Here is a 25,177-nt window from a genome sequence, read left to right as displayed (position 1 = left end):
CGGGGACGGGGAGGGGGACCATGCAAAGCATGGTGGAGGGGGCTCTCCGCGAGCTGGTGGTTTGGGGCGGGCCCCCTCCACCACGCCGCGATGCGGCGCGGTCCCCCTCCCCGTGCCGGGGAGGATTTGAATGACTCGCCACTTTCTGAACTTGAGCGATGCGGGCGGCGACGGTGTTGCTGCGATGTTGGCGGACGCCCTTCAGCGCAAGGAGGCGCGCGCGGGCTTCCCCAAGGGTCGCGCCGACGCCGATGCGCCGCTGGCGGGCCACGTACTGGCGATGATCTTCGAGAAGAACTCGACGCGTACCCGCGTTTCGTTCGACATGGCGATCCGGCAGCTGGGCGGCACGTCGATCGTGATGGACGCCGGCTCGATGCAGATCGGGCGGGGCGAGAGCATCGCCGATACCGCGCGGGTGCTCTCGGGCTATGTCGACGCGATCATGATCCGCACCGACGACCATCAGAAGCTGGTCGACATGGCGAAATATGCCAGCGTGCCGGTGATCAACGGGCTGACCGACGCGTCGCACCCGTGCCAGATCATGGCCGACCTGCTGACGATCATCGAGAGCGGCAAGGCACTGCCGGGTCTGAAGGTCGCGTGGCTGGGCGACGGCAACAACGTGCTCGCGTCGATCATGGAAGCCGGCGGGCTGATGCACTTCGACGTGGTCGCGGCGTGCCCGCAGGGGTTCCAGCCGAGCGAGGCTGATGTGGCGCGCGGGCGGGGCCGGGCCCGGGTGGTCGGCAGCGCGCGCGAGGCGGTGGAGGGTGCCGACATCATCGTCACCGACACCTGGATTTCGATGGGGCAGGACCATGCCGAGACTAAGCTGGCCGCGATGATGCCGTTCCAGGTGGATGAGGCGCTGATGGCAGCCGCCAAGCCAGACGCGAAGTTCCTCCACTGTCTGCCGGCGCATCGCGGGGAGGAAGTGGTGGATGCGGTGATCGACGGGCCGCAGTCGCTGATCTGGAGCGAGGCGGAGAATCGGCTGCACGCGCAGAAGTCGGTGCTGCGCTGGGTGTTCGGGCAGATCGGCTGAGCGGGCGCCGCTGATACACACCCTGTTCCCCGGCGAAGGCCGGGGCTCAGTTTCGACGCATTCGCGGGTGTGTACTGCCGCTCGATGACCTTGGCAGCTGGGCCCCGGCCTTCGCCGGGGAACTCTTGGGGGCTGCGTTCAGTGTCAGGCCCGGCTGAGTTGAAGTACGGCGCTCGCGCCCTATCTTTGCTGCAACCCCAAACATATCCGTTCGACTGGACCGCGCATGGCACGTCATGTGGGCCGCGGACGGCGGAGACGTTCGATGACTACCGCACCCGTGCATGACACCGACCGCGTGATCGGCTTCACCCTGCCTGACAGCCACGCGCGCGGGCGCATGGTGCGGCTGGGTTCGGCGCTGGAGCAGATCCTGTCGGCGCACAGCTATCCCGCGCCGATCGAGGCGATCCTGACCGAGGCGGTGACGCTGGCCGCGCTGCTCGGCTCGACGCTGAAGAATGGCGAGGGACAGCTGACCATCCAGGCGCAGACCCAGCGTGGCGTCGTCAAGCTGCTGGTGTGCGATTACAAGAATGGCGAGCTGCGCGGCTATGTGCAGTTCGACGAAGTGCGCCTGAGCCGCCTGGGCAAGAAGCCGTCGATCAAGTCGCTGTTCAACGAAGGCTATCTGGCCGTGACGTTCGACCAGACGACGAGCGGCGAGCGTTATCAGGGCATCGTGCCGCTGGACGGCGACAGCCTGGCGGAAGCGGCGCAGAGCTACTTCTTCCAGTCCGAGCAGATCCCGAGCCTGATCCGCCTGCAGCACCGCCGCGGGGCGGACGGCAAGCTGGTGGCGGGCGGCCTGTTCCTCCAGCATCTGCCGGAGGGCGAGGTGGGCCGTGAGCGGCTGCACGTGCGGCTCGATCACCCGGAGTGGAACGGCGTGGAAGCGCTCGCCAGCACCATGGGCATCGACGAGCTGGGCGATGCGACGATCCCGCTGGAGAACCTGGTGTGGCGGCTGTTCAACGAGGAGCGCGAAGTGCGCGTGCTGAGCGGCGTCGACCTGACCCGTGGATGCCGGTGCAGCGCCGAATATTACCGGGGTGTGCTCACCAAGTTCGCGGCGGAGGACCGTGCGGAAATGGCGGACGAGCAAGGCACGATCAGCGTCGATTGCGCCTTTTGCTCCAAGGTCTTCCCGCTGGCGCTGGACGAATTCGCACCGTCCACATTGTAAAATGTACCGAGCGGTATTATTTGCCCGACCGGCGCTGATCGTGGCGCCGGTCGGGATTCCTTCATGATGATTCGGCGTGCATGGTTGTCGGCGGCTGCCGGTGTGCTGGTCCTTGGCAGTGCCGGGGCAGCCGTGGCGCAGCGCCAGTCGGCGCTGAGTTCGCTCAAGGCGATTGAGCGCGGCCAGTGGCAGTTGCGCGACGGCGAAGGCGCGTCGCGCGGCATCTGCCTGCGTGATCCGGCCGCGCTGCTGCAGCTTCGCCACTGGGGCGCGCGGTGCGAGCATGTCGTGGTGGAGAATGGCGGCACCTCCGCGACGGTCCGCTATACCTGTCCGGGGCGCGGCCATGGCCGCACCAGCATCACCGTCGACACCTCCCACACCGTCGTGATCGACACGTCGGGCATCGTCGATGGCGCCCCCTTTGCCGAGCAATATGAGGCGCGCCGCGTCGGGCAGTGCCAGTAAGGCATTCGCCGCCCTTGTTTTCCTGACGCCGAAAAGCGGCTAGCGGACCCTTCATGACTGACAGCGTTGCAATTGTACTGGTTTCCGGCGGACTCGATTCGATGGTGTCCGCCGCGCGGGCGCGCGAGGACGGTCACCGCGTGTTCGCGCTCTCCTTCGATTACGGCCAGCGCCACCAGGTGGAGCTGAAAGCGGCACGGCGCGTCGCGGCCATGGTCGGCGCCGAGCGCCATGTGGTGATCCCGCTCGATCTGCGCGCGTTCGGCGGGTCGGCGCTGACCGACGACATCGCGGTGCCCAAGGACGGCGTGGGGGACACTATTCCCGTGACCTATGTGCCGGCGCGCAACACGATTTTCCTCAGCCTGGCGCTCGGCTGGGCCGAGGCGGCGGGCGCGCGCGACATCTATATCGGCGTCAACGCGCTGGATTATTCGGGCTATCCCGATTGCCGGCCCGAGTTCATCGCCGCGTTCGAGAATCTGGCGGAGCTTGCCACCAAGGCGGGCGTGGAAGGCCAGCCCTTCCGCATCCAGGCGCCACTCCAGCATATGAGCAAGGCCGATATCGCACGTGAGGCCGAGCGGCTGGGGCTCGATGCCGGGCAGAGCTGGTCCTGCTATGATCCGACGCCCGAGGGACTGCATTGCGGGCTCTGTGACAGCTGCCGCCTGCGGTCCAAGGGCTATCAGGAAGCCGGGCTGCCGGATCCGACGGTCTACGCGACCGCGCCATGAGCTACGCCGTCAAGGAAATGTTCCTCACGCTCCAGGGTGAGGGCGTGAACGCCGGGGCGCGGGCAGTGTTCGTGCGCTTCGCCGGATGCAATCTGTGGTCGGGGCGTGAGCAGGACCGGGCGACGGCGGTGTGCCGGTTCTGCGACACCGATTTCGTCGGTGTCGACGGGCTGGGCGGCGGCAAGTTTGCCGATGCCGAGGCCCTGGTCGAGGCGGTGCTGGGGCATTGGGGGCCCGGCCGGGCGGGGCGTTTCGTGGTGCTGACCGGGGGCGAGCCGATGCTGCAGGTCGACGATGCGCTGGTCGAGGCGCTGCACGCGCGGGGCTTCCGCATCGCCATCGAGAGCAACGGCACGATCGCTACGCATCCGGATATCGACTGGGTGTGCATCAGCCCCAAGGCGGGGAGCGAGGTCTTGCAACAGTCGGGCGACGAGCTGAAGCTCGTCTGGCCCCAGGCTGGGATAGACCCTGAGGCGATGGAGGGGTGGGGCTTTGCCCACTTCCTGGTGCAGCCGATGGACGATGTGCGGGCCGTGGAGAACCAGGAGGCGGCGATCGCGCTGGCCATGGCGCGGCCGCGGTGGCGGCTTTCGTTGCAGACGCACAAGCTGTTGGGGCTGCGCTGAGGGCTGGGGCTGGGCGCGAAGTAATCGAAAAAGCCGTTCCCCGGCGAAGGCCGGGGCCCAGTTGCAAAGGTTTATCGAGAGCGCGGGACGCTTCGTCAGGCCGGTGGCAGCTAGGCCCCGGCCTTCGCCGGGGATCAGTCCGATTTGAATTCTTCGTCACCCCGGCCTTGAGCCGGGGTCCCGCTCTCAAACCTCCAGAAGAAGAAGCGGGATCCCGGCTCAAGGCCGGGATGACGGGGATGTTTGTGCTCCCCTAGCGGCTGGCGATATTCACCGGGCCGCAGCGCTTGATCTGGTAGCTCTGCTTCTTCCAGCACTTGGCGTTGCCGAACACCGGCAGCGGGCCCCAGCTGGGATATTGGAACGACACGTTGCCGCCGACCAGCGGATCGCCCCAGGCAGTCAGGCTGGCGCGGAGTTCGCGCATGCGGTCGTGCGCAAGGTCGCCGAACTCGCCGCGCTTGGTAAACAGCGCCTCATGGCCAATTGCGGCAGCAGTCTGGCAGAATGACAGCTGGCCCGACACGGCAGAGAAGCTGGAATAGACGCGAGTGCCGAAGCGGTCGAGTTCTGTTTGACCGGCCTTGGGATTCTTCAGCGTTCGAATGAAATATTTCTCAAGCGTTCCATAAGAAGTACGCAGTTCTTCTGCGTGATCCTTGATGAGCGCGTTGTAGTTGGGCAGCGTCAGCAACGTCGGTTCGAACTGGCACTGCAGTGCCGCGACGTTGAGCGCCGCGCGCAGGTTCCACACCAGGGCCGCGCGAAGCTCGACGGGCGAGGCGTCGGCCAGTGTAGAGGCGACGATGCCGGGCTCCGCACCGGTGACGCGCCCATTCGGCAGCGTGGGCGCCTTCAGGTAGAACTGCGCCGAAGCGGGTGCTGCGGCGAAGAGACCGGCGGCGCCGGCGACGATGATTGCGATACGCGAACCGAGCATTGCGCCCTCTTTAACCTTTTGCATCCGCACGGTTACGGGGTTTCGAGTCCGGGCCCAAGCCTTTTTTGCGAAGTCGTGGAATTACGGAGTCCGGAGGGGGGCCAGGCAAAGAAAAAGGACCGCCCGGTCGCCCGGACGGCCCTTTGTTCATTTCAACACGCTTGCGCGCGATGATTACATCGCGTTGCCGGTGGTGCCGGTCATGTCGCCCGACATGTTGCCGGTCATGTCGCCCGACATGTTGGTGTCGGTCATCGTGCCGTTGTCCATCGGAGCAGCGGTGTCGATGTTGGTGACCATCGTGTCGGTTGCGCCGATGTTCTCGGTCGGGACGACTTCGGTGGTGTTGGTCACGTTGGTGTTCGAGTCGTTGCTCGAGCAAGCCGAGGCCAGGAGGGCCGCGCCGGCGATCATCGAACCAGCAACGATCTTGGAAATGACTGCACGCATGTAAAAGCTCCCTAGATAATGGATTTGGACGACGCACGCGCCGCTAATACCCAAACCGGAGTGTACATTAGACGGTTCGGGGCAGCCCCTCAAGACTCGATTTTGCGTCTCAAGGATTGAGAGCCTCTAAAAAGGGCATAAATGTGGCGGAGAGTGCTTGATCGAAGGCGGCTGGCGAGATGTTTTTGCTCAGCGCCGCCGCGCTGGTGACCGGGAATTCGGCGATCCCGCAGGGCACGATGCCGGCAAAATCGCCCAGCGACGGCGACAGGTTCACTGCGAATCCGTGCAGCGTAACCCATTGGCGGATTCGCACGCCGATCGCACCGATCTTGGCCTCTACACCACCCTCCAGTGTCCAGATGCCGATCCGCCCGGGCGCGCGGAACGCTTCGATATCGAGTGCACCCAGCGCGGCGATCACCCAGCCTTCCAGCGCATGGACATAGTTGCGCACGTCGCGCCGCCGCTCCCGCAAGTCGAGCACGACATAGCCGATGCGCTGGCCGGGGCCGTGATAGGTGTAGCGCCCGCCGCGCCCGGTGCGATGCACGGGGAAGCGCGCGTCGAGCAGTTCGTTGGGATCGGCGCTGGTGCCCGCGGTATAGACCGGGGGATGTTCGAGCAGCCAGACAAGCTCGGCCGCCTCGCGCGCGGTGACGGCGGCGGCGCGGGCTTCCATTTCGGCATGGGCGGCGCCGTATTCTATGCGCCCTGGTTCGACGCGCCATTCAATCGGGGATGCCATGCAGCGCCGATTGCGCGCCTGCGGGCGGTTTCGCAAGCATTGGCATTGCATCGGGCGGCGGGTAACAGACCGGCGCGTGGCCTTGATGCAGGACGCGCTGCTGCGGCACGGGAATGAACACGCATGGTCAAGATGGGCACCGTTTGGGATCGCACGGCCGAGTTTCTCGGCGACAATGTCGCGGCCATCCTGCCGGTGGCGCTGATCGCCTTTTTCGTGCCCGCCTCGATCCAGGGCAGTCTGTCGGCGCTGCAACCGCGCGACGGGACCATGCTGGGATTGCTGCTCGGACTGTTGCAGCTGGGTTTTGCCGTGCTGTCGCTATGGGGCACGCTGGCGATCACGGCGATGGGCCTGGACCTGGTGTCCGACCGCAGCGCCGGCCGGGTGGCGCTCAGCCGGCTTCCGGCGACTTTGGGCGTGAGCGTGTTGCTGTTGCTCGCCGCGCTTGTGCTCGCTTCGCCAATTGCGATTGCGATCGGCTTGAGCGGGCAGGACCTGATGGCGCTTTCGGTCGAACAGCCGCTGAACATGAGCGCGGGCGTGGCGGCGTTCGCGGGCATCTATATGCTGGTGCTGCTGGGCGCGTTTCTGTGGTTCGGCGCGCGGCTGCTGGTCGTCACGCCTACAATCGTGCGTGAACGTCGGGCGCTGAGCGCGGTCAAGCGCAGCTGGCAGCTGACGCGCGGCCATGGTTTCCGCATCCTGGGCGTGCTGATCCTCTATGTGGTGGTCAGCTGGGTGGCGCAGCTCGCCGCGCAGGTGGTGTTCGGCAGCGTGTTCGAACTCGTCGCGGGCGGATCGGGCGAAGGGCTGAGCCTGGCGGACGTGCTCACCTCGATCGTGGTGGCGGCGGTGCAGTCGGGCTTCTCGGTCGTGCTCGCCGGGTTCACGGCCAAGCTGTACCTTGCGCTGGCAGCCCGATCGGGCGCGCACGGGGACCCGGCGGGCCTGGCATGACCTGGAGCGTTCCCGCCGTATTCGTCGATGCCCGCGCGCTGTGGCGCAGCGAGCGCGATCTGCTGGTGCGTGTCGCGTCGGTGTTCTTCTTCCTGCCGACGCTGGCAACGCGGCTGTTCCTGCCGATGCCGGAGGTAGAGACTGCGGACCGGCAGGAGCTGCTGCGGATCGTCAGCGAATGGCTGGCGCAGCAAGGTGGGTGGATCGTGCTGCAACTGGTGCTGCTCACATTCGGGAGCGGCGTGGTGTTGGTACTGCTGCTTGACCGGAGCCGGCCCACGCTGGGCGCGGCCATGGCGCGCACGCTGAAGCTGCTGCCGCTGCTGCTGATCGCCTGGACCTGCGTGTTGTTCACCATGGCGCTGGGATCGATGCTGTTGCTAATCGTCGCGCTCTACATTGGCGGACGTGCGTTCCTGACCGGCGCGGCGGTGGTGACCCGTCCCGAGCGAGGGCCGTTCGCCGCGGTGATGGACAGCGTGCGCATGACCGCGCGGCGCGGCTGGGTCGTGGCGGGTATGTGCGTGATGGTGTTCGCGTGCAGCTATGTCGGTGCGCTGTTGTTCAGTGCTGTGACGCTGATGGTGGAGCGGAGCGGCGGATCGCCGCTGTTGCAGCTGCCGCTGGAGATATTGACCGCAGCGGTGTCGGCGGCGGGATCGCTGGCGATGGTGATCCTGCAGGCCGCGATCTACCGCGCGGCGGAGGTGCCCAGCAGCGGGACGTGAGGCGCGGCGTCGGCGGGCAGGATGCCCGCCAGGCGCGGATCGGCAAAGGTTTCCACCGTGCGGCGGGTGGGGGTGAAGCCGTGATGGCGATAAAAGCCGAGCGCGCGGGGATGGTCGAGCGAACCGGTATGGACGCGCACCCGCTCGACGCCCTTGCGCCAGGCAAGTTGCAGGGCATGGGCCATCATCCAGCCGCCATGCCCCTTGCCGGTCATTTCGGGCACCAGCGCGAAATAGGATAGCTCGCAGCCTGCCTCCATGCGGAAGTCGATTTCGAGCAGGCCGAGCTCGATCCCATGGCGGTCGACCGCGGCATACACCTCGATCCGCGAATCATCGAGGATGGCGCGCAGCGCGTCCTCGGCCATCACCAGGCGCGAGAACCATAGCCAGGGTGCGCCGACGCGGCGGAACAGCGTGCGGTACTTGTCGCTCGCCGGTGCTGCCCAGCGTACCAGCCGCAACGGCGAGGGCGGCAGCGGGCGCGGGCGGGGCCGCTCCCGCATTTCCAGGGACGTGACCACCGTGGCCACCTGGCCATCGGCGACGGGGATCAGTCCCATGTCGCGACGGGCGGCAGGCTCATCAGGATGGCGTCGATATTGCCGCCGGTCTTCAGGCCGAACAGCGTGCCGCGGTCATAGATCAGGTTGAATTCGGCATAGCGGCCGCGCCATTCGAGCTGGCGGGCCTTGTCGGCGTCGGTGAAGGGCATGTTCATGCGCCGGCGCACCAGTGCCGGGAAGATGTCGAGAAAGGCGCGGCCGACATCCTGGGTGAAGGCGAAATCGGCTTCCCAGTCATTCTCCAGGTGATCGTAGAAGATGCCACCGACGCCGCGGTGCACCTTGCGGTGCGGGATGTAGAAATACTCGTCCGCCCATTCCTTGAATCGCGGATAGTGAGCCGGGTCGTGCGCGTCGCAGGCCGCCTTCAGCCGGGCGTGGAATGCCTCGGTATCCTCGGCATAGGGAATGGGCGGGTTGAGATCAGCGCCGCCGCCGAACCAGCGTTTGGTGGTGGTCAGGAAGCGGGTGTTCATGTGCACGGCGGGGACGTGCGGATTGGCCATGTGGGCGACCAGGCTGATGCCGGTGGCGAAGAAGCTGGGATCTTCGCCCGCGCCATGGATGCTCTTGGCGAAATCGCCTTCGAACGCGCCGCCGACGGTGGAGACGTTGACGCCTACCTTTTCGAAGACCTGCCCCTTCATCACGCCGCGTACGCCGCCGCCGCCCTGCGCGCCCGCGGCATCGACGCGATCCCAGGGCGTATAGTGGAAACGGGCATCGGACCCTGCCTCGCCCTCGATCGCCTCGAACTCGGCGCAGATCGAATCGCGCAGGCTTTCGAACCAGCTGCGCGCGCGCTGTTGTTGCGGGTCGAGTTCGATCATGGGGCAAATCCTTCCGTCTGGCGCAACGCTTCGGCGATCCCGATCCCTACCGCAACCGCCAGGTTCAACGATCGGGCGGCGGGCTGAAGCGGTATTCTGACCGCAAGGTCGGCATGGGCATGGACGAAGTCAGGCACGCCTGCGCTTTCCGACCCGAACAGCAGTGTGTCGCCTCGTTCAAACCGCGCCTGGGGCAATGCGACGCCGCCGCGCGTGGTGAACAGCACCAGCCGCCCGGTCAGCGCGGCGGCAAAGGCATCCCAATCGGCGTGGCGGCGCACGTCCACGCGATCGTCATAGTCCATCGCGGCGCGCTTGCGGCTGCGGTCGCTCCAGGGGAAGCCCATCGGTTCGATCAGGTCGAGCGCCACATCGAAGCAGGCGCCGACCCGCAGGATGGTGCCGACATTGCCGGCAATCTCTGGCTGGAACAGGGCGATGCGCATCGCGCAGCCGACTAGCGCCCCGGCTGTACGGCGTCACCCCTGCGCGCGAAACAGCGTGTATTAAATGCGCGCTCGAAGTCCTGCTGCAGCGCAGCAAGCATTGGCATGTGTTCGCCTCAAGCAAAAACCCTGTTGGCAAAGTTCCATATGCCCGTCTATCACCCCTGCCTGCCGCCGGGGGCACCGGGGGTTTTGGGCGAATACTCGCCCGTGTCCCGTTTCCGCGCATCCGCCGCGGGTTGTTTCGAAGTGCAAGGGCTGATGCATGGCGACGCTTGAAGACGGTGTTTCTTCCGATCAGACCGTGGTTCCTCCCGGCAATACCATCGAGAATCTACGCCGGCGCGATTACCTGAAGGTCGCCGCGGTATCGGTGGCAGGTGTCGGTGGCGCTGTCGCGGTGCTGCCGCTGATCAATTCCATGAATCCTTCGGCCGACGTGCTGGCGCTGTCGACCACTGAGCTTGACCTGTCGGCGATCGAGCCGGGGCAGGCGATCAAGGCGAGCTTCCGCAAGCAGCCGTTGTTCGTGCGCAACCTGACGCCGGCGGAGATCGCCGAGGCGGACAAGGTGCCGGTGTCGAGCCTGCGCGATCCGCAGACGCTCGCCGAGCGTACCAAGGAAGGCAAGCAGAACTGGCTGATCACGCTGGGCGTGTGCACCCATCTGGGCTGCGTGCCGCTGGGTGCCGGCGAAGGCGAGAATCGCGGGCCGTTCGGGGGTTATTTCTGCCCATGCCATGGCTCGGCCTATGACACCGCGGGCCGCATCCGGCAGGGGCCGGCGCCGACGAACCTTCAGGTTCCGGATTATGCATTCACGTCCGACACTGTCGTCGTGGTCGGTTGAGGATAGACGCTGATGAGCTTTCCCTGGGCACGCCAATACGAACCCAAATCGCCGGTCATGCAGTGGGTGGACAGCCGCCTGCCGCTGCCGCGCTTCGTTTATAATGCGATCGGTGCCGGCTATCCGGTGCCGCGCAACCTCAACTATTTCTGGAATTTCGGCGTTCTCGCCGGGCTGGCGCTGGTTATCCAGATCGTCACCGGCATCGTGCTGGCGATGCACTTCCACACTTCCGCTGTGGGTGCGTTCGAAAGCGTGAACGCCACGATCATGCGGGACGTTAACGCAGGCTGGTTCCTGCGTTTCGCGCACGCCAACGGCGCCAGCATGTTCCTGCTGGTGATCTACATCCACATCTTCCGCGGCCTGTATTACGGATCGTACAAGGCGCCGCGCGAGATGGTGTGGCTGATCGGCGTGGTGATCTTCCTCCTCGTCATGGCCACTGCGTTCATGGGCTACGTCCTTCCCTGGGGCCAGATGAGCTTCTGGGGCGCGCAGGTGATCACCGGCTTCTTCTCGGCGATCCCCGTGGTCGGTGAGTGGGTGCGCGTGTGGCTGCTGGGCGGCTACGCGCCGGACGACGCGGCGCTCAATCGCTTCTTCTCGCTCCACTATCTGCTGCCGTTCGTGATTGCCGGTGCCGTGATCCTGCACATCTGGGCGCTGCACATTCCGGGTTCGGGCAATCCGACCGGCGTGGAAGTGAAGGGTGAGCAGGACACGGTGCCGTTCCATCCGTACTACACGGCCAAGGACGGCTTCGGCGTCGGCATCTTCATGCTCGTGTTCACGACGCTGATTTTCTTCTACCCCGATCTGCTGGGCCATCCGGACAACTACATCCCGGCGAACCCGCTCTCGACGCCCGCGCATATCGTGCCCGAATGGTATTTCTGGCCGTTCTACGCGATCCTGCGCGCTTTCACCGCGGACTTCATCATCCCGGCCAAGCTGTGGGGCGTGGTGGCGATGTTCGGATCGATCATCCTGCTGTTCTTCCTGCCCTGGCTCGACAAGTCGCCGGTGCGTTCGGCGAACTTCCGCCCGGGCTACCGCATCGCCTTCTGGATCCTGGTGCTCGACGTGCTGGTGCTGGGTTATTGCGGTGGTTCGGCGGCGACGCCCGGCATCGTCATCGCCAGCCAGATCTGCGCCGCTTATTATTTCGCGCACTTCCTGATCGTCGTTCCGATCATCTCGCGCCTGGAGCGTCCCAAGCCGCTGCCCAACTCGATCACCGAGGCAGTGCTGGGCGACCATGGCGGCTCGCGGATGACCGAAACTGCGCTGCGCGCGTAAGGGGAAACGACCACATGCTTCCGCTGTTCACGCGCTCCATCAAGTTCCTGATCGGTGCCGGCTTCATCTTCGTGCTGTTGCTGGCGCTGGTCGGCACCATCACGACGATGATCAAGGAACCCACGCCGCCAAGCGCCGAGGAGGAGTTCCACAAGCATCCAGAGGAACTCGCACTCGCTTCGAACGGGCCGCTCGGCAAGTTCGACAACGCCCAGCTGCAGCGCGGCTTCCTGGTGTATGAAAAGGTCTGCGCCAGCTGCCACTCGCTGAACCTGGTGTCGTTCCGCGACCTTCAGAAGATCGGCTATAACGAAGCCGAGGTGAAGAAGATCGCGAAGGACTGGGCGATCAAGCAGCCGGTGCAGGACCCCAAGGCGGGTACCTGGGGCGAGCGCGACAACCTGCCGTCGGACCGCTTCCCCAAGGTATACTATCCCGGCACCGGCAGCCCGCCTGACCTGAGCCTGATCACGAAGGCGCGGCATGACGGCGCGGCCTATGTCCACTCGCTGCTGACGGGGTATCAGAACCAGCCGGCCGAGCTGCTCAAGAAGTTCCCGGCGGCCAAGACTCCCGATGGATCCCATTACAACCCGTACTTCGCGAACCTGAACATCGCGATGCCGCCGCCGCTGACCAGTGAAAACCAGGTCACCTATTCGGACGGCACGCGCGCGACCGTGGACCAGATGTCGAAGGACGTGGCGGCATTCCTGGTGTGGACCGCGGAGCCGACGCTGCAGACCCGGCACCGTGCCGGCGTGGCGGTGGTGCTGTTCCTGATCCTCGCCACGGGCCTGGCCTATGGTGCGTATCTGACGGTGTGGCGCGGCGTGAAGCACTGAGCGCCGGCACCATTGCCTGAGTGAAGAAGTCCCGCCGCGAGCCTTGCTCCGGCGGGATTTCTGTTTTCAAGGAAGCGCCATGACCAACGACAATGACGACATCCGCGCGCGCATCCGCACGATTCCCGATTTTCCCAAGCCGGGGATCATGTTCCGCGACATCACCACGCTGCTGCTCGACCCTGAGGGGCTGCGGCTGACCATCGACCGCATGGCCGAGCAGGTGCAGGGGCCGATCGACCTGGTGGCGGGAGTCGAGGCGCGCGGCTTCCTGTTCGGCGCGGCGCTGGCGGTGAAGCTGGGCACGGGCGTGCTGCTGATCCGCAAGGACGGCAAGCTGCCTGGCGCCACCATCGCGGAGGACTACGCGCTGGAATATGGCACCGACCGGATCGCCATCCATGCCGACGCATGCACGCCGGGTGCGCGCGTGCTGCTGGTCGATGATCTGATCGCCACCGGGGGCACGGCGCGCGCGGCGGTGCGGCTGCTGCGCAAGGCGGGCGCCGAGGTGGTGCAGGCGAGCTTCGTCATCGACCTGCCGGAACTGGGCGGGGCGGAGGCGCTGCGCGACGAAGGTGTGACGGTCTCCTCGCTGGTTGCGTTCGAGGGACACTGATCGAGCGTTCTGCAGGGGCGGCGAGCAAGCTGCGGTTCAGGCAGGCTGGCGCAAAACGGGACGTTCGGAGCGAGAGGACCGCTGCGCTGGCGCATTGCGGAACATCACTTCGGACGCCACGTTCTTCTAAGCCATAACACCGCCGCCGCGCCGGTCCTTCCGCGGCTTGAGAGGTTCGCCATGGGTCTTCGTTCTGTTCTCGCCGCCGGCATGCTCGCTGCGCTTGGCCTGACCACTGCCGGCTGTGCCGAGGACGGCTATGGCTATTCAGGGGTTTCGGTGGGCTATGGCGTTGCCGATTACGGTGGCTATGGCGGCTATGGCTATGACGGCTTCGGCTATGATGGCTTCGGCTATGGCGGCGCGGGGCTTGGCAGCTATTTCGGCTGGTATGGCGATTACTATTATCCGGGCTCGGGCGTCTATGTGTACGACCGCTATCGCCGTCCATATCGCTGGAACCAGGGACAGCGCCGCTATTGGGAAAATCGCGGGCGTGACTGGCGCGGCGATCGCCGCCCGAACTGGGGTCAGTGGGGCAACCGGCCCGGCGGACTGGGACGCCCGGGGTGGAATGATGGCCGGCTAGGCCGACCCGGCGGGGACGGCGCAAACCGACCGAACCGTCCTGATTGGAATGGCGCCCGGCCCGATCGGCCTAACCGCCCGGACTGGAATGGTTCGCGGCCCAACCGCCCGGGGCGGCCCGACTGGAATGGCGGCAATCGCCCGCCGCGGCCCGATGCCACGACCCCGCGTCCGAACAGCGGCACCTGGAGCGACCGCCGCCATGTACCGCCGGGCGCCTCGACCTATCGGGGCGGCGGTTCCAGCGCCCCGCCGCGCAGTGGCGGAACTTGGCGTGGGCGGACGCAGCGCCCGCAATAAGGCCTAGAGGCGGAGCGCCGGTTGTCGCTCCGCCTAGCTAGCGCAGGTCAGCCTTGCGGGCGCCGGCGCAGCAGGGCGAGCGCGACGAAGCGGAGCACTGGCTCGTCCTTTTGGTTGAAGGTCGTCATCTGGCTGCGGATGCTGCCCATATCCGGGCGGCTCTGCGACGGGCGGATCTCCAATATCTCGGTTTCGCAGCGTAGCACGTCGCCGGGGTGGACGGGCTTCAGCCAGCGCAGCTCGTCCGTGCCTGCGGCGCCCAGGCTTGCCTGGGGATTTGTTTTCATATGCTCGACCAGCATCGCCATGGTCATCGCGCAGGTGTGCCAGCCGCTTGCCGCCAGCTGGCCGAAATGCGTCTGCGCCGCCGCTTCGTCCGACAGGTGAAAGGGCTGGGGGTCATATTTGCGCGCGAAGTCGAGCACTTCCTCGCGCGTGACTTCGTAGCGGCCGAAACTCGCCCGGTCGCCGACGGAAAGATCATCCAGATACTGCATGGGCGCGAGCTTCGGACGAAAGCGGCGCCCGTGCAAGCCGGTCAGCGGCCGATCACGCGTCCAAAGGGAGCGTCGGTGCCGTCGACATCCTGCTTCGCCGGCAACCCGATCAGGTCGCGGAGCAGCGGATAGACGTCGACATTGTCAAAGGCCGGCAACTGGGCAGCGCGGAAGGCGGGCCCATGGGCGATGAACAGCGCCGCCATGTCGGGCGACGCGGCATCATAGCCATGCGCGCCTTGCGTGAACGGCCCCTTGGCGGGCTTGTCGCTGATCAGCCAGCCATCTTCCGCCAGGCAGAGGATCGCCGGTACGCGCGGGTTGCGCCCATAATGAAAGCGCGCCGGGATTTCGCCCTTGCGCCAGCATTCCATGTGCGGGTGGCGGCGGAGCAATGCCTTTTCTACCAGCGCCTCACGGCCCGGCGTGGGCGTCAGCGCCGCGTAGGGACCGGCCTCCACCAGATGATAGCTGTCGGTCGGCAGCCCCAGCATCACGATGCGCGTATTGCTGGTTTCCGCCATGCCATGATCGGCGACGATCACCAGGTTCGCCGGCTGGCGCAGGGCGGCGAGCCCGTCGAACAGCTGGCCTACCATCCGGTCGACCTCGGCAACGGAGTCGGTGGTGCGCCGGTCGTTGGGACCATAGGCGTGGCCGGCGGTGTCGACCGTATCGAAATACAGAGTCACCAGCTTGGGCCTGGTTGCAGCTGGACGCCGCATCCAATCGAGGACGCCATTCACGCGCTGCTCACCAGTCACGGCCTGATTGAACTGCTGCCAGTCGCTGGGGCGCGTGCCGCCCACCACCTTGTTGTGACCGCCTGGCTCGACGGTGCCGCCGAACGGCACGTTGGAGCCGGGCCAGAACATGGTGGCGGTGCGAATACCGGCCTTTTCAGCGTCGACCCAAATCGGCTGAGCCTCGCTCCACCAGAAGGGATCGTCCACGGCCATGGTGAAGACCTCGTCCGGGCGAGCCGGGTCCTCCATCTTGTTGGCGACGATGCCGTGCCGGTCAGGGCGCAGGCCGGTGACCAGTGTCCAGTGGTTGGGGAAGGTTTTGGACGGGAAGCTGGGCCGCATCGGCGAGGAAACGCCCTCGCGCGCCAGCCGCGAAAGGACCGGGGTTACGCCCCGCTTCAGATAGTCTGGGCGGAACCCGTCGATCGACACGAGGATCGTCACCGGCTCGCGCATCTCGGCCACAGCGTTGGCCGGAGATGCGGGAACGGGCACCGGGGCAGTTGCACAGGCCTGAAGAAGGGCGGCAAACGCGGCGGCGGCAAGCTTGGAGGGGAAACGCATGGCCGCGCCGATGCCAGCCAATTGTTGCCGAAAAAAGTCCTACTGCCCCACGGCCAGCCGCGCGAACAGCGTGTAGCTAAGCGGACGGTCGCCATAGGCTGCATCGAGCGCGGAAGGCTTGGCATAGGCCGCCAGCGAACCGCCCAGCGCCAGTTCGGCCCGGCCAAAGGGGATGCGATAGGCGTAGCCGCCCTCGAAACGCGTCACGCGGAACTTCGTGTCGTGCAGCGGATCGTCATGATCGGGGAAAAGCTCGTCATTGCCGACATTTTCCACCCGGCCGAACACGGTGTGATGGCTGTCGAGGTTCCAGTTCGCCTCGCCCAGCCAGGCGGTGAGCGTCTGGCCCGGCACGCGGTCCTTGGCCGAAAATGCGGCCATCGCGGAGAAGCCGCCACGGGCGTAATGCGCGCTTGCGGTGGTGCGGCGCTCATCCTCGCCCGCATGCATCGCCTCGGGCTGTTCGAGCCGGCCGTGGCTGACCTGCAGCGCCCAATTGGGGGAAGGCGTGAAGCTTGCCCGCACGCTCCAGCTGTCGAGCTTGGGCGTGTCGAAGCCCCAGCGCTCCTCGTCCGGCTCGCGTCCCTTGAAGGCGGAAGCTTCGAGCTGCACGCCGCGCGTCGCCAGCCCGGCAGTTACCACGCCGAAGGTCACATGGGTGCTGTCGAACCAATGGTGGCTGATCGGCGAGAGCGGGAGGTATCGTGCCGAGCGGCGGTGGACGAAGGCAGAGGGCCCGAGTGCGGGCTCGGCCACCGGCCCGCCATACAGGAAGCCGGAGACACCGCCGCCCAGCGGCACGTCGACGCGGGCGGACAGCTCCATCCAGAAATCATGCGGGTGCTGGCGGTCGACCAGCGGGCGTCCGTTGGCCGTCTCACCCGTGGCGAACAGATTGGGATAGCCGCGCCGGCCATTGACGGGATCGAGGCTCCACATGCCATTGAAGCGCACTCGGGTGCCATCGGACCATTCCCGCTGCGCCATCAGCATCGCCATGGAGCCGGAGAACACCGCATCCTCGCCGCGCAGCCCACCCTGATCGGTATAGGCGAGCATGACGTCGCCATGCGCCATCACCATCCAGTCGCCGCCATGCGTCAGATGCACGCCGCGCATGCCGCCCTCCGCCCCTGGCAGCAGCGACGTACCGGTGCCCGGCGTTGTCGCGGGGAGTGCATGGCTGTCCGCGACCATCACGCCGTCCTCAACCATCGCACCATGATCCATGTGACCATGGTCCATCGTGTTGTGATCCGCCGGCGAGGTGGTTTCCTGAGTCGGCAGCGCAGGATGCTGCCCATGACCGGCATGGTCTTGAGCGATGGCCGGAAATGGCGCGAGCAGCGCCAGGGCAACGAGGGTGGTACGCATCACATCACTCCCATCGGACGCAGCAGCATCCAAAGCGCCATGCCGACCATGAACAGGTTCTCGGTCAGCGACACAAAGCCCAGCGGGACGTTGCTGGCGCCGCCCACGCAAGCGCATTTGAGCTCTCGCCGATCGACATACACTGCCTTGAACACCGACACCGCGCCGATGCCGCCGATCACCAGCGCTACCGGAACCGACAACCAGGTCAGCACCCCCGCCGTCATCAGCACGCCTGCCAACCCTTCGGCAAAGGGATACACATAGCCATAAGGCACCCAGCGCCGGGCGAGCAGATCATAGTTGAGGAACATGGTCGAGAAGCGCTCGACATCCTGGAGCTTCAGGAGCGCCAGTACGCACATGCTGAAGCTTACGAACCATTCCGCCGCGCGCAGGGTGAAAGGGGCGCCCTCGACAGCGACACTGGCTGCAAGCGCCATGCACGCGGTCATCGCGAACAGTGCGATCACCGGCCTGTAGCTGGTCGCGTTCTTGTCCGCGACGGACTTGCCGAAGAAGCGGCGCAGATCGTCATGCCCGCCGATCCGCTCGCCGCCGATAAACGTCTGCGGTGTGGTCGCTACGCCGTGCTCGGCCTTGAACGCGTCGACTTCGGCGCGCGTGCGCAGAGACCGGTCGTCCACGGCATAGCCATGCCGCCTCAGCAGCCATTTCGACTTCAGCCCATAGGGGCAGACATGCCCGGGCATGACCATGCGATACAGCATCGCGCGCTTTGCATTGTTCGCCATGCGCCGCCATATAGCGCCCGTACCATGGTACGGAGTCAAGCGGCATGACGATGACGATCGGCAAGTTGGCGGACGCAGGCGGGGTCGGCGTGGAGACGGTGCGTTATTACCAGCGCCGCGGCCTGCTCGACGAACCCGCGCGTACCGGGAGCTATGGCGGCGTGCGCCGCTACGGCGAACCGGACCTACGCCGCCTGCGCTTCATCCGCTCGGCCCAGGGGGCGGGCTTTACCCTGGAGCAAATCGCCGAGCTGCTGGATCTCGACGCGCGCAACGACAGGTCCCGCGCCCGAGAACTGGCGCGCGAACGCCTGGAAGCGCTGGACGCCAGAATCGCGGAACTCAGCCGGGCGCGGGATGCGCTGCGCAAGCTGGCGCATGAATGCGGCCGGGGCGGCGAGGGGCCGTGCCCAATCCTGGCGGCGTTCGACGGGTAACGCGCAGCGGCGCTTTGCGCGGCGTCCCAACTTTCTCAACTTCACCATGCCCTAACCTAAAGCCCGGGCATGGTGCGTCGCATCAGCTGTGGAGGAAGTGCATCACGTCGCCGTCCTGCACGACATAGGCCTTGCCCTCGGCGCGCAGCTTGCCGGCTTCGCGGGCCTTGGACTCGCCGCCCAGCGCGACGAAGTCGTCATAGGCGATGGTCTCGGCGCGGATGAAACCCTTCTCGAAATCCGAATGGATCTCGCCCGCAGCATTCGGCGCAGTGGCGCCCTGGTGCACGGTCCAGGCGCGCGCTTCCTTGGGACCCACGGTGAAGAAGGTCAGCAGGTTGAGCAGCTTGTATCCGGCGCGGATCACGCGGGCGAGGCCGGTTTCCTCCAGACCCAGCTCGGCGAGGAAATCGGCGCGCTCCTCGACCGGCATGGTCGCGATGTCGGCCTCGATCGCGGCGGAGACGACCACCGCCTCGGCGCCTTCGGCCTTCGCTTTTTCGAACACCTTGGCCGACAGCGCATTGCCGTTGGCCGCGTCTTCCTCGTTGACGTTGCAGACATAGAGGACGGGCTTGCCGGTCAGCAGCTGCGCCTGGGCGAAGACGCGCGCTTCTTCATCGTCCTTGGGGACGGTGAGGCGCGCGGGCTTGCCGTCGCGCAGCAGCTCCAGCGCCTGGCCGAGCACGCTCGCGCCGATCTTGGCTTCCTTGTCGCCCTGCGCGCCCTTCTTGATGAGGTTAGGAACGCGCTTTTCCAGGCTTTCCAGGTCCGACAGCATCAACTCGGTCTCGACCGTCTCCGCGTCGGCGATCGGATCGACCTTGTTGTCGACATGCTGGATGTCGTCATTTTCGAAACAGCGCAGGACGTGGACGATCGCGTCCACTTCGCGGATGTTGCCCAGGAACTGGTTGCCCAGCCCTTCGCCTTTCGACGCGCCGCGCACCAAGCCGGCGATGTCGACAAAGCCGAGCTGCGTCGCGATGATCTTCTGCGATCCGGCGATCTCGGCCAGCTTGTCCAGCCGCGGATCGGGCACGGCGACGTTGCCGACGTTCGGCTCGATCGTGCAAAACGGATAATTCGCCGCCTGCGCCGCGGCGGTTTCGGTGAGTGCGTTGAAGAGTGTGGACTTGCCGACGTTGGGCAGGCCGACAATGCCGCAGCGGAAACCCATGGGGAACGTGATCCTGATCTGGTGGCGCCGGAAAATGCCGGCTGGTTGGCGCGCTCGATAGGCGGAAAGCGCGCGCGTTTCCAGCCGCTCGCGCGCGCAGGGGAGCCAAGCGCGGAAAAGGGCGTTGATTGTGCCATGATTCGCAGCCTTCTCGACCGGGTCGCGGCGCGGGTCCTCGCCCCCGAGGGCGTGGACTTCACGGTGCCTCCCGGCGAGCCGGCGGTGGTGCCCGCGGGATCGGTGTCGTGGGACGTCTATGGCAATCCAGTAACGCTCTATATCGGCGGCATCGCGGCGGTGCTGCTGGAACTCGGCGAGCCCAGGGTGCGCCACGGGGTGTGGGATCATAGCAGCTTCAAGCGTGATCCCGGCCGGCGGCTGCGCCGCACGGGCATGGCGGCGATGGTCACGGTCTATGGCGCGCGCAGCGTGTTCGAAGCGACGGCGGCACGGGTCAACCGCATGCACGCGCAGATCCGCGGCACGACGCCCGAGGGCATCCGCTATGCCGCCGACGATCCCGAGTTGCTGCTATGGGTGCAGGCGACGGCGACCTGGGCGTTTATGGAAGCCTATCACCGTTATGCCCGCCCGGTCTCGCCGGTGGAACGTGACCGCTACTTCGCCGAGTCCAGGGCCGGTGCCGCGCTGTACGGGGTGGAGGCGCCGCCGGCCTCCGGCGCCGAACTCGACGCGCTGTTCGCGGCAATGACGCCTCGGCTCGGCCCATCGCCGATCCTGCACGAGTTCCTGTCGGTCCTTCGGGACGCGCCGCTGATGCCGCGCCCGCTGCGTCCCATCCAGCGGCTCGGGATCCGGGCGGCCGTGGATCTGGTGCCGGCCGATCTCCGGCAGCGGATCGGGCTGGGCGACTTGCCTGCGCTGCGGTCGCGCGAGCGCCGCCTGCTCCAGGGGCTTGCCCGCACTGCAGAGCATATCCAGCTGCCGTCCAGCCCTCGCTGCCAGGCGGAGCGGCGCGTGAAGCGGGGAGGGGCGAACGGGCCTTGTCCTCAGCCAGAGCCTTCGGTTCGTCGCTTGACGTAGCCCCGTTCACCTGGGGTACAGGGCGGCGAGCCCTTGTCGGCAAAGTTTGAGTTCAGAGGAGCACGGAATGATTCGCCGTCACATCATCATGAGCGCCGCTTTGGCGGGCCTGGCGCTGGCGAGCTGCAGCGGCGGCGACGACGACGACGACGCGTCCCCGACGCCTACGCCGACGACCAGCCCGACGCCGACGCCCACTGCGTCGCCGACCTATGCTGCCTTCCCGCTGGCAGCCGCGGCCGAGTTCTCGACGATCAACGCGACCACCAGCTACACCGGCAATCCGGACGCTGGGGCAGTGACCCTCGGCGTCGCAGGCACCGAAATGCTGTCGAACCGCGTCCGCCTGGCAACCAGCAACGCGATTGCCACCGCCGATTACGTGATCCGCGAAAACACCGAGGAAGCGCGCTTCAAGCAGGCGAACCTCACCACCCCGCCGGCGACCACGGCGCCCGAGTTCGTGTTCCGCACGACGGATACCGCGACGGCAGGCAAGTTCTCGCAGCTGGAATTCCTGAACAACACCATCGCCGCTGCGACCAACACCAGCGACACCGGCCTGCAGTTCACGCAGACCAGCTATGCGAATTGGTGGCGCGGTGACTCGGCCACGGGTGCCAAGCGCATCACCTACTCGGTGTTCGGCTATCCGACCGCACTGACTGACATGCCGACCACTGGCACCCAGGCCTATACCTCGCGCGTCAACGCCCGCCTGGTCAGCGTCGCTGGCGGTGCCACCACGATCAGCCGCCTGGGCGGCACGGTGACGGTGAGCGTCAACTTCGCGACCGGGCTGGTCAATGTCACGATGAATTTGACGACCACCAATGGCGCGACCACCACGCCCTACGGCACCTTCACGGCGCAGGGCGCGATTGGCGTGGGTAACAACCAGTTCACCGGCAGCTTCACGCAGGGCAGCCCGCTGTCCGGCACGATCTCCGGCGGGTTCTTTGGCTCGCAGGCCAAGGAAGTCGGCATCACCTTCGCCGGCACCGGTACCTTCAACGGCGCCGACCAGCGTCTGGTCGGCGAAGTCGTCGGCAAGAAGTAAGCGGCCTTATGGGCTGATAGAGAGGGGCTCCGGGCGACCGGGGCCCCTTTCTTTTTTGTTAGTCCTGCAGCCGCGACGCCACGTCGCTCATGAAGCGGGGGTCATCGCCCTTGGCCAGCCACTCCGCCTCGGCGGCGATGGCACCGAGCATGTCGGTCAGCGGCTCGATCTCGGCCTTGGCGTAGTTGCCCAGCACATAGCCGGTGACGCGGTCCTTGTGCCCGGGATGGCCAATGCCCAGCCGCACGCGCCGGAAGTCCGGGCCGATATGCGCGTCGGTCGAACGCAGGCCATTATGCCCGGCGGTCCCCCCGCCGATCTTCACCTTCACCTTGAACGGCACCAGGTCGAGCTCGTCGTGGAACAGCGTCACGTCGGCGGGGGTGAACTTGTAGAAGTCCATCGCCGCGCGCACCGCCCGGCCGCTTTCGTTCATAAAGGTCGCGGGCTTGAGCAGGATGATCTTTTCCGGCCCGATACGGCCTTCCTGAGTCCAGCCGTGGAACTGCTTCTTGGGTGCGGAGAAGCCATGCACCTCGGCGATGGCGTCCAGCGCCATGAACCCGACATTGTGCCGGTGCATCGCATATTGCGGCCCCGGATTGCCCAGGCCGACCCAGAGCTGCATGCGCATAGTCCCTAAAACGAAGATCGCCCCCGCACCTAGGGTGCGGAGGCGATCTTTTGAACCGCGAAGCGGGAGTGATTACTCGCCGGCTACTTCCGTCTCGGTGTCGCCTTCGCTCGACTTGAGCGCCGACGGAGCAACCACGGTCGCGATGGTGAAGTCGCGGTCGGTGATCGCCGAAGTCGCGCCCTGCGGCAGGGTGACCGCCGAGATGTGCAGCGAGTCGCCGACTTCCAGACCCTTGACCGAGATCTCGATCTGGTCGGGGATCTCAGCCGCGTCGACCACCAACTCCAGCTCGTGGCGGACGATGTTGAGCACGCCGCCGCGCTTCAGGCCGGGGGCCTCGTCTTCGTCGACGAACACGATCGGCACCTGAACGGTGACGGTCGCGTGCTCGGAGATGCGCAGGAAGTCGACATGCAGCGGACGGTCGGTCACGACGTCGAATGCCACGTCCTTGGGCAGCGTGCGCTCGCCATTGACCATCACGACCGAGTTGAAGAAGTGCCCGGTGTTGAGCAGCTTCTGGAGCTCGCGCTCGTTCAGGTGGATGCTGACGGGATCTGCCTTGTTGCCGTAGATCACGGCGGGGACGCGGCCTTCACGACGAAGCAAACGGGAGGCTCCCTTGCCAACCTGTTCGCGCGTCTCGGCCGACAGCGTAAGCGTGTCGCTCATGTGTCGATTCCAATGTGCTAAAGTGTTCCATTCCCGGCCAGGCCTCCAGGGATGACCCTGGCGCGGAAGCGGCGGCCTGTAGCGGAAAAGGGGAGGAGGGGCAAGGATCAGTAATCGACGCGCTCGACCTTCAGTCCCTTCGCCGCGAGCATCGCCTGCACACTCTGCGCGCCTGCAAGATGGCCTGCACCAACCGCGACGAACACGGTGCCCGGCTTGTGCATCCGCCGGGTGATCCAGCCAGCCCAGTTGCGGTTGCGGCTTTCCAGCAGCGCCTTGGCGAGTTCTGGCGAGCGGGCGAGGTCCTGGTTCATGATCTTGCCCAGCCCATCGGCATCGCCCTTGCTCCACGCGGCCACCATCTTGTCGACGGTGCCGCCCGTGTTCGACAGGTCCTTGAGCGTGTCCAACAGCAGCGCGCGCTGGGCGGGGAGGGGCAGCGTGTCGAAATAGCCTAGCTGTTCGCGCGCGGTCTCAAGGCCCGACACCCGCTTGCCCGCGCTCTTGGCGGCAGCGGTAAGCACCTGTTCCGCGCCGTCTTTTTCGTCGTAGCCCAGTTCGCGCAGCGGCATTGACGACAGCATGGTCGCCGCGAGCCAAGGCTCGGCGCGGTCGAGCGCGTTGGCAGGAAAACCCGCTTCGGCAAGCGTGGCGTGCAGCTTGTCGACGGCCTCGGGCGGCAGCTGTTGCAGCAGCGTGGCGTCAGGCGTCATGCCCAATTCGCTCACCAGCGCCTGCATTTCCGCCTCAGGGGGCATCACGAGTTCGAGCACCAATTCGCCGCTTTCGTCGAACGCTTTCCGCACGCCCTCGTCGAACCAGCTCAGCCCGGGCTTGAGCATGTGCACCGTGCCGAACAGATAGATCGTGGTGTCGGCGTCCTTCACCACCCACAAAGCGGGATCGGCGTCACTGGCGGCGTGCTTGGACCCGCAGCCGCCGACGAGCAGCAGCGCGAGCCCCAGGAGGAGGGCGCGGAACATGGGCGGAGCTAGACCGGAACCACTGCCGCCTTGTCAACGCGGGCCTGCCACGCCAAAGCACGGCGCATGTCGGAACCCCTCAGCTTCCAGGCCATGATCCTCAAGCTCCATGATTATTGGAGCACGCGCGGCTGCCTGATCCTGCAACCCTATGACATGCGCATGGGCGCAGGCACCTTTCACACTGCCACGACGCTGCGCGCGCTGGGGCCCGAGCCGTGGAACGCCGCCTTCGTCCAGCCCTGCCGCCGCCCCACCGATGGCCGTTATGGCGAGAACCCGAACCGGCTGCAGCATTATTACCAATATCAGGTGATCCTAAAGCCGAGCCCGCCTGACTTGCAGGAGCTGTACCTGGGCAGCCTCGCGGCGATCGGCATCGACTTCACCAAGCACGACATCCGCTTCGTCGAGGACGATTGGGAGTCGCCGACGCTCGGCGCCTGGGGTCTGGGCTGGGAAGTCTGGTGCGACGGGATGGAAGTGACGCAGTTCACCTATTTCCAGCAAATGGGCGGATTCGACTGCAAGCCGGTCGCGGGCGAGCTGACCTACGGGCTTGAGCGGCTGGCGATGTACATCCAGAACAAGGACAGCGTGTACGACCTGGCGTTCAACGACGCGGGCGTGACCTATGGCGACGTGTTCCTCGAAAACGAGAAGCAGATGTCGACCTGGAACTTCGAGGTCGCCGATACCGAGACGCTGTTCGACCAGTTCCGCAAGGCGGCGGCCGAGTGCGAGAACTGCCTTGAGACCAAGCTGCCGATCCCCGCGTACGAGCAGGCGATCGAGGCGAGCCACATCTTCAACCTGCTCCAGGCGCGCGGGGTGATCTCGGTCGCCGAGCGGCAGGCCTATATGGGCCGGGTACGCGACCTGGCGAAGGGCGCTTGCGCGGCGTGGATCGAGAAGAACACGGCCGATTGGCAGGCCAAGTATCCGGGGTGGGTGGCGTGATTGGTTTCACGCGAAGGCGCGAACG

30 protein-coding genes are annotated in these 25,177 nt (G+C 66.1%); 16 read left to right on the top strand and 14 right to left on the bottom strand.

What is annotated here, in order from left to right; translation table 11 throughout:
- Positions 1-130: 130 nt before the first annotated feature.
- The 5 genes from argF (at position 131) to queE (ending at position 4,071) form a co-directional block, all read left to right on the top strand.
- On the top strand, positions 131-1,051 hold the full coding sequence (gene argF, locus LQ953_RS11890) for an ornithine carbamoyltransferase (protein WP_231031121.1): 921 nt from the start codon (positions 131-133) through the stop codon (positions 1,049-1,051).
- Positions 1,052-1,316: 265 nt separating this feature from the next.
- Entirely contained in the window at positions 1,317-2,237 is a 921-nt protein-coding gene (gene hslO / locus LQ953_RS11885) for an Hsp33 family molecular chaperone HslO (RefSeq protein WP_231031120.1), read from the top strand.
- Between the two features lie 63 nt (positions 2,238-2,300).
- Positions 2,301-2,705 carry a DUF3617 domain-containing protein gene (locus tag LQ953_RS11880; protein WP_231031119.1) on the top strand — a complete coding sequence of 135 codons (405 nt, stop codon included), beginning with the start codon at positions 2,301-2,303 and terminating at the stop codon, positions 2,703-2,705.
- A gap of 53 nt (positions 2,706-2,758) precedes the next feature.
- Complete coding sequence (gene queC, locus LQ953_RS11875; RefSeq protein WP_231031118.1) at positions 2,759-3,442, top strand: 7-cyano-7-deazaguanine synthase QueC; 684 nt, start codon at positions 2,759-2,761, stop codon at positions 3,440-3,442.
- Complete coding sequence (gene queE / locus LQ953_RS11870) at positions 3,439-4,071, top strand: 7-carboxy-7-deazaguanine synthase (RefSeq protein WP_231031117.1); 633 nt, start codon at positions 3,439-3,441, stop codon at positions 4,069-4,071. The genes queC and queE overlap by 4 nt, the downstream gene beginning before the upstream one ends.
- Positions 4,072-4,324: 253 nt before the next feature.
- On the opposite strand, the gene LQ953_RS11865 is transcribed toward queE, so the two are convergent.
- The 3 genes from LQ953_RS11865 to lipB all read right to left on the bottom strand — a co-directional run bounded on the left by LQ953_RS11865 (position 4,325) and on the right by lipB (position 6,209).
- Positions 4,325-5,011, bottom strand: a complete 687-nt coding sequence (locus tag LQ953_RS11865) for a hypothetical protein (protein ID WP_231031116.1) — start codon at positions 5,009-5,011, stop codon at positions 4,325-4,327.
- 174 nt (positions 5,012-5,185) lie between these two features.
- Complete coding sequence (locus tag LQ953_RS11860; protein ID WP_231031115.1) at positions 5,186-5,461, bottom strand: hypothetical protein; 276 nt, start codon at positions 5,459-5,461, stop codon at positions 5,186-5,188.
- Between the two features lie 109 nt (positions 5,462-5,570).
- Positions 5,571-6,209 (bottom strand): lipoyl(octanoyl) transferase LipB, encoded by a 639-nt coding sequence (gene lipB / locus LQ953_RS11855; RefSeq protein ID WP_231031114.1) that lies wholly within the window; start codon positions 6,207-6,209, stop codon positions 5,571-5,573.
- Between the two features lie 123 nt (positions 6,210-6,332).
- On the opposite strand from lipB, the gene LQ953_RS11850 reads away from it, so the two are divergent.
- The gene (locus LQ953_RS11850) at positions 6,333-7,169 is read left to right on the top strand and encodes a glycerophosphoryl diester phosphodiesterase membrane domain-containing protein (RefSeq protein ID WP_231031113.1); all 837 of its coding nucleotides are present in this window, start codon (positions 6,333-6,335) and stop codon (positions 7,167-7,169) included.
- Complete coding sequence (locus LQ953_RS11845; protein ID WP_231031112.1) at positions 7,166-7,897, top strand: hypothetical protein; 732 nt, start codon at positions 7,166-7,168, stop codon at positions 7,895-7,897. The genes LQ953_RS11850 and LQ953_RS11845 overlap by 4 nt, the downstream gene beginning before the upstream one ends.
- Here LQ953_RS11845 and LQ953_RS11840 read toward each other — a convergent pair.
- From LQ953_RS11840 to LQ953_RS11830, 3 genes are read right to left on the bottom strand one after another with little or no spacing between them, the layout of a single operon-like run.
- Entirely contained in the window at positions 7,861-8,460 is a 600-nt protein-coding gene (locus tag LQ953_RS11840; RefSeq protein WP_231031111.1) for a GNAT family N-acetyltransferase, read from the bottom strand. The two genes, LQ953_RS11845 and LQ953_RS11840, sit on opposite strands and share 37 nt — an antisense overlap.
- Positions 8,451-9,293, bottom strand: a complete 843-nt coding sequence (gene hemF / locus LQ953_RS11835; protein WP_231031110.1) for an oxygen-dependent coproporphyrinogen oxidase — start codon at positions 9,291-9,293, stop codon at positions 8,451-8,453. Before hemF ends, LQ953_RS11840 begins: the two co-directional genes overlap by 10 nt.
- The gene (locus LQ953_RS11830) at positions 9,290-9,739 is read right to left on the bottom strand and encodes a tRNA (cytidine(34)-2'-O)-methyltransferase (protein ID WP_231031109.1); all 450 of its coding nucleotides are present in this window, start codon (positions 9,737-9,739) and stop codon (positions 9,290-9,292) included. Before LQ953_RS11830 ends, hemF begins: the two co-directional genes overlap by 4 nt.
- Positions 9,740-10,004: 265 nt before the next feature.
- Here LQ953_RS11830 and petA point away from each other — a divergent pair, with 265 nt between their 5' ends.
- The 5 genes from petA to LQ953_RS11805 all read left to right on the top strand — a co-directional run bounded on the left by petA (position 10,005) and on the right by LQ953_RS11805 (position 14,243).
- The gene (gene petA, locus LQ953_RS11825) at positions 10,005-10,589 is read left to right on the top strand and encodes a ubiquinol-cytochrome c reductase iron-sulfur subunit (RefSeq protein ID WP_231031108.1); all 585 of its coding nucleotides are present in this window, start codon (positions 10,005-10,007) and stop codon (positions 10,587-10,589) included.
- A gap of 12 nt (positions 10,590-10,601) precedes the next feature.
- Positions 10,602-11,891, top strand: a complete 1,290-nt coding sequence (locus LQ953_RS11820) for a cytochrome b (protein ID WP_231031107.1) — start codon at positions 10,602-10,604, stop codon at positions 11,889-11,891.
- A gap of 14 nt (positions 11,892-11,905) precedes the next feature.
- Complete coding sequence (locus LQ953_RS11815) at positions 11,906-12,736, top strand: cytochrome c1 (RefSeq protein WP_231031106.1); 831 nt, start codon at positions 11,906-11,908, stop codon at positions 12,734-12,736.
- 79 nt (positions 12,737-12,815) lie between these two features.
- A complete protein-coding gene (locus LQ953_RS11810; protein ID WP_231031105.1) occupies positions 12,816-13,355 on the top strand; it encodes an adenine phosphoribosyltransferase in 540 nt (179 codons plus the stop codon).
- Between the two features lie 180 nt (positions 13,356-13,535).
- The gene (locus LQ953_RS11805; RefSeq protein ID WP_231031104.1) at positions 13,536-14,243 is read left to right on the top strand and encodes a hypothetical protein; all 708 of its coding nucleotides are present in this window, start codon (positions 13,536-13,538) and stop codon (positions 14,241-14,243) included.
- A 47-nt stretch (positions 14,244-14,290) separates the two neighbouring features.
- Here LQ953_RS11805 and LQ953_RS11800 read toward each other — a convergent pair whose 3' ends face one another.
- Genes LQ953_RS11800 through LQ953_RS11785 form a run of 4 tightly spaced genes read right to left on the bottom strand, consistent with a single transcriptional unit; the run spans position 14,291 to position 18,179 of the window.
- Complete coding sequence (locus LQ953_RS11800) at positions 14,291-14,740, bottom strand: MaoC family dehydratase (RefSeq protein WP_231031103.1); 450 nt, start codon at positions 14,738-14,740, stop codon at positions 14,291-14,293.
- Positions 14,741-14,781: 41 nt separating this feature from the next.
- Positions 14,782-16,050 carry an alkaline phosphatase family protein gene (locus LQ953_RS11795; protein ID WP_231031102.1) on the bottom strand — a complete coding sequence of 423 codons (1,269 nt, stop codon included), beginning with the start codon at positions 16,048-16,050 and terminating at the stop codon, positions 14,782-14,784.
- A 39-nt stretch (positions 16,051-16,089) separates the two neighbouring features.
- Positions 16,090-17,424 (bottom strand): hypothetical protein, encoded by a 1,335-nt coding sequence (locus LQ953_RS11790; protein WP_231031101.1) that lies wholly within the window; start codon positions 17,422-17,424, stop codon positions 16,090-16,092.
- Positions 17,424-18,179, bottom strand: coding sequence for a MauE/DoxX family redox-associated membrane protein (locus LQ953_RS11785; RefSeq protein ID WP_231031100.1), 756 nt, complete (start codon positions 18,177-18,179; stop codon positions 17,424-17,426). Before LQ953_RS11785 ends, LQ953_RS11790 begins: the two co-directional genes overlap by 1 nt.
- Positions 18,180-18,223: 44 nt before the next feature.
- Here LQ953_RS11785 and LQ953_RS11780 point away from each other — a divergent pair, with 44 nt between their 5' ends.
- Positions 18,224-18,616, top strand: coding sequence for a MerR family transcriptional regulator (locus tag LQ953_RS11780; protein ID WP_231031099.1), 393 nt, complete (start codon positions 18,224-18,226; stop codon positions 18,614-18,616).
- A gap of 82 nt (positions 18,617-18,698) precedes the next feature.
- Here LQ953_RS11780 and ychF read toward each other — a convergent pair whose 3' ends face one another.
- Positions 18,699-19,796 carry a redox-regulated ATPase YchF gene (gene ychF, locus LQ953_RS11775; protein ID WP_231031098.1) on the bottom strand — a complete coding sequence of 366 codons (1,098 nt, stop codon included), beginning with the start codon at positions 19,794-19,796 and terminating at the stop codon, positions 18,699-18,701.
- 135 nt (positions 19,797-19,931) lie between these two features.
- Here ychF and LQ953_RS11770 point away from each other — a divergent pair, with 135 nt between their 5' ends.
- Positions 19,932-20,840, top strand: coding sequence for an oxygenase MpaB family protein (locus LQ953_RS11770; protein WP_231031097.1), 909 nt, complete (start codon positions 19,932-19,934; stop codon positions 20,838-20,840).
- 67 nt (positions 20,841-20,907) lie between these two features.
- Positions 20,908-21,900: a transferrin-binding protein-like solute binding protein gene (locus LQ953_RS11765; protein ID WP_231031096.1), complete on the top strand. Its 993-nt coding sequence runs from the start codon at positions 20,908-20,910 to the stop codon at positions 21,898-21,900.
- Between the two features lie 58 nt (positions 21,901-21,958).
- On the opposite strand, the gene pth is transcribed toward LQ953_RS11765, so the two are convergent.
- The 3 genes from pth to LQ953_RS11750 all read right to left on the bottom strand — a co-directional run bounded on the left by pth (position 21,959) and on the right by LQ953_RS11750 (position 24,192).
- On the bottom strand, positions 21,959-22,528 hold the full coding sequence (gene pth, locus LQ953_RS11760) for an aminoacyl-tRNA hydrolase (protein WP_231031095.1): 570 nt from the start codon (positions 22,526-22,528) through the stop codon (positions 21,959-21,961).
- 78 nt (positions 22,529-22,606) lie between these two features.
- Positions 22,607-23,209, bottom strand: a complete 603-nt coding sequence (locus LQ953_RS11755; protein ID WP_231031094.1) for a 50S ribosomal protein L25/general stress protein Ctc — start codon at positions 23,207-23,209, stop codon at positions 22,607-22,609.
- Between the two features lie 107 nt (positions 23,210-23,316).
- Positions 23,317-24,192, bottom strand: coding sequence for a TraB/GumN family protein (locus LQ953_RS11750; RefSeq protein WP_231031093.1), 876 nt, complete (start codon positions 24,190-24,192; stop codon positions 23,317-23,319).
- A 66-nt stretch (positions 24,193-24,258) separates the two neighbouring features.
- On the opposite strand from LQ953_RS11750, the gene LQ953_RS11745 reads away from it, so the two are divergent.
- Entirely contained in the window at positions 24,259-25,152 is an 894-nt protein-coding gene (locus LQ953_RS11745; RefSeq protein WP_231031092.1) for a glycine--tRNA ligase subunit alpha, read from the top strand.
- The last annotated feature ends 25 nt before the right edge of the window (positions 25,153-25,177 follow it).

It is taken from the genome of Sphingomonas sp. IC-56 (assembly GCF_021043375.1).
Classification (GTDB): Bacteria; Pseudomonadota; Alphaproteobacteria; order Sphingomonadales; family Sphingomonadaceae; genus Sphingomonas.
This window is presented reverse-complemented; position numbering and strand designations above follow the sequence as displayed.